Origin of the sequence: Aquabacterium sp. (assembly GCF_004297345.1) — a bacterium.
Taxonomy (GTDB): Bacteria; Pseudomonadota; Gammaproteobacteria; order Burkholderiales; family Burkholderiaceae_C; genus Aquabacterium.
Genome location: NZ_SCTN01000593.1, coordinates 1 through 1,776, shown reverse-complemented (window position 1 = coordinate 1,776; position 1,776 = coordinate 1). Strand labels below are relative to the sequence as shown.

The following is a 1,776-nucleotide window of genomic DNA, read 5'->3' as shown; positions in this document are numbered from 1 at the left end:
CATCCTTCCGTTGCTCGTTGGGCCGGTGTTCGCCGTCGTGCCGGATCCCACGCAGGCCCGCGCAGCCGACGTCGACGTTCGATGGACCATGACCTGCGATCGGGGCGACGTGGACGCCGGAGGAACCGTGACCCACGACCGGCAGCGCCTCCACCTCGTGCTCGAAGCCGCCTGGCGGCGGGCCGACCTGCTTCCGTTCGGCCTCATGAACCGCGAGAATCCGCCGGTGGGCGGCGACAGCGCCGGCTACCAGGTTCAGCCGGCCAGCGAGCTCTCGGGCGAGTCGTGGTTCCTCGTCACGAACGAGGATCCAGTGGACACTCTGGATGGTGCCGTCGTCGGGTGGTACGGGGCAACGGCGCCGAGCGAGGGGCTGCTCCCGCCGGGGATCATCGGCGGATACACCGTCGCCATCGAGCCTTCCGCGATCAGGGATGGGCACACGATCCGGGCGTCATGGCTCATGGCTCCTTCGGATCCGCAGGACGCCGAATGGCCCCGAATCCGGGGGGCATACGCCCACCTCGACCGGTTCCTGCTCGTCGCGACGGTCGGCTGCGGTGAATCCGCGCAAGCCGTCGAAGTCCCGATCTGGGCGCGGCTCGCCCGTTGATCGAACGCGACTGGAGGTTCGGGCCGGGACCTCAACCCGTCAGGGCACGGGATCGATGATCTCGATGCCCTTGGCGCGCTCTCGATGGCGGGCCGCCTTGGCCCGGTTGCCGCATGTTCGCATGTCGCACCAGCGCCGCCGCCCGGTGGGTGACGCATCGTAGAACGACCACCGGCAGGTGTCGTTGGCGCAGGTACGGAACCGATCCGGGCGACCGGTCGCGATCTCGGTGACGATCGGGCCGGCGAGGGCCGCGAGCGCGTCGCCGACCTCGTTCGTGCCGTGGCGATGCCCGACGGCGACGTCCGACCCCTGGAGCTCGAGGCGGGGCACGCGGCCGTCGGCGAGGGCTCGATTGACGAGGTCGACAGCCGCCGCAGATGGGGCCCGATCCTCGACGACCGCATCGAGGACCTCCCGGAGTGCATCACGGACCTTCCGGACTCGCTCGAGGTCGCGCTGGTTCCATCCCGCGCGATCGGTCCCGTGGATGACGCCCTGCTCGACGAACCACGAGCGCGCGTCGCCCGGCTCGTGGAGGTGATCCACGAGGTGTCCGAATTCGAGTTCCTTCGTGTTCAGGAACTCGACGGCGGCATCGAGTGCGAGGTCGTGAGCGTGGGTCGATTCGTCGGCGGACTTCATGGCAGTAACCACCATATACCGCTTGACAGGTTACGCGCAAGTGACTATGCTGCGGGTAACCACTAATCGCCTCCACACAGGTTACTGTAAGGGTCAGGAGCGTCCACCATGATCACCATCTTTGCCTTCTTCCTCATCGCCGCGTCGATCGCCGGTGGCTTCAGCCTGCTTGCCCTGATGAGCTCGGGGTTGGGGGCCGATTCCCGCCCTTCCTATGGCGACGACCACGCCCGCTAGCCCGGGCGCCCGCACGACACGGCCCGAAGCAGCCGACACCCAGTGGAGACCCGCATGAACCCGTTCCTCGCGCAACTAGCCACCGAGCACCTCCAGGACCTCCTTCGGGAGGCCGATGAAGCACGACGCTGGAAGCTGATTCGCGCGGCCGAACGCCGGCCGGCCCGGAGCCTGTCGCTGGGCCGGCGGATCGCCGCCGGCGTTGCGCGGTTCCGCACCTGGCTCGACGTCAGCGGCCGACCGAAGCCGGCATCTTGCGATCCGGCAGTCTGACGGCCGCC

The 1,776-nt window shown here is 68.6% G+C and carries 4 protein-coding genes; 3 read left to right on the top strand and 1 reads right to left on the bottom strand.

Translation table 11 applies throughout. The features are described from left to right. The coding region (locus EPO09_RS21850; RefSeq protein ID WP_290646676.1) for a hypothetical protein at positions 1 to 613 on the top strand (613 nt) is incomplete at its 5' end. A 39-nt stretch (positions 614 to 652) separates the two neighbouring features. On the opposite strand, the gene EPO09_RS21845 is transcribed toward EPO09_RS21850, so the two are convergent. Further along, complete coding sequence (locus EPO09_RS21845; RefSeq protein ID WP_290646674.1) at positions 653 to 1,258, bottom strand: CGNR zinc finger domain-containing protein; 606 nt, start codon at positions 1,256 to 1,258, stop codon at positions 653 to 655. 108 nt (positions 1,259 to 1,366) lie between these two features. On the opposite strand from EPO09_RS21845, the gene EPO09_RS21840 reads away from it, so the two are divergent. Continuing rightward, positions 1,367 to 1,495, top strand: coding sequence for a hypothetical protein (locus EPO09_RS21840; RefSeq protein ID WP_290646672.1), 129 nt, complete (start codon positions 1,367 to 1,369; stop codon positions 1,493 to 1,495). A 54-nt stretch (positions 1,496 to 1,549) separates the two neighbouring features. Beyond that, positions 1,550 to 1,768 carry a hypothetical protein gene (locus tag EPO09_RS21835; protein WP_290646670.1) on the top strand — a complete coding sequence of 73 codons (219 nt, stop codon included), beginning with the start codon at positions 1,550 to 1,552 and terminating at the stop codon, positions 1,766 to 1,768. The last annotated feature ends 8 nt before the right edge of the window (positions 1,769 to 1,776 follow it).

Coding starts and splice junctions, on each gene's coding strand:
- EPO09_RS21845 (WP_290646674.1), bottom strand. CDS start 1,258: ATGAAGTCCGCCGACGAATCGACCCACGCTCACGACCTCGCACTCGAT.
- EPO09_RS21840 (WP_290646672.1), top strand. CDS start 1,367: ATGATCACCATCTTTGCCTTCTTCCTCATCGCCGCGTCGATCGCCGGT.
- EPO09_RS21835 (WP_290646670.1), top strand. CDS start 1,550: ATGAACCCGTTCCTCGCGCAACTAGCCACCGAGCACCTCCAGGACCTC.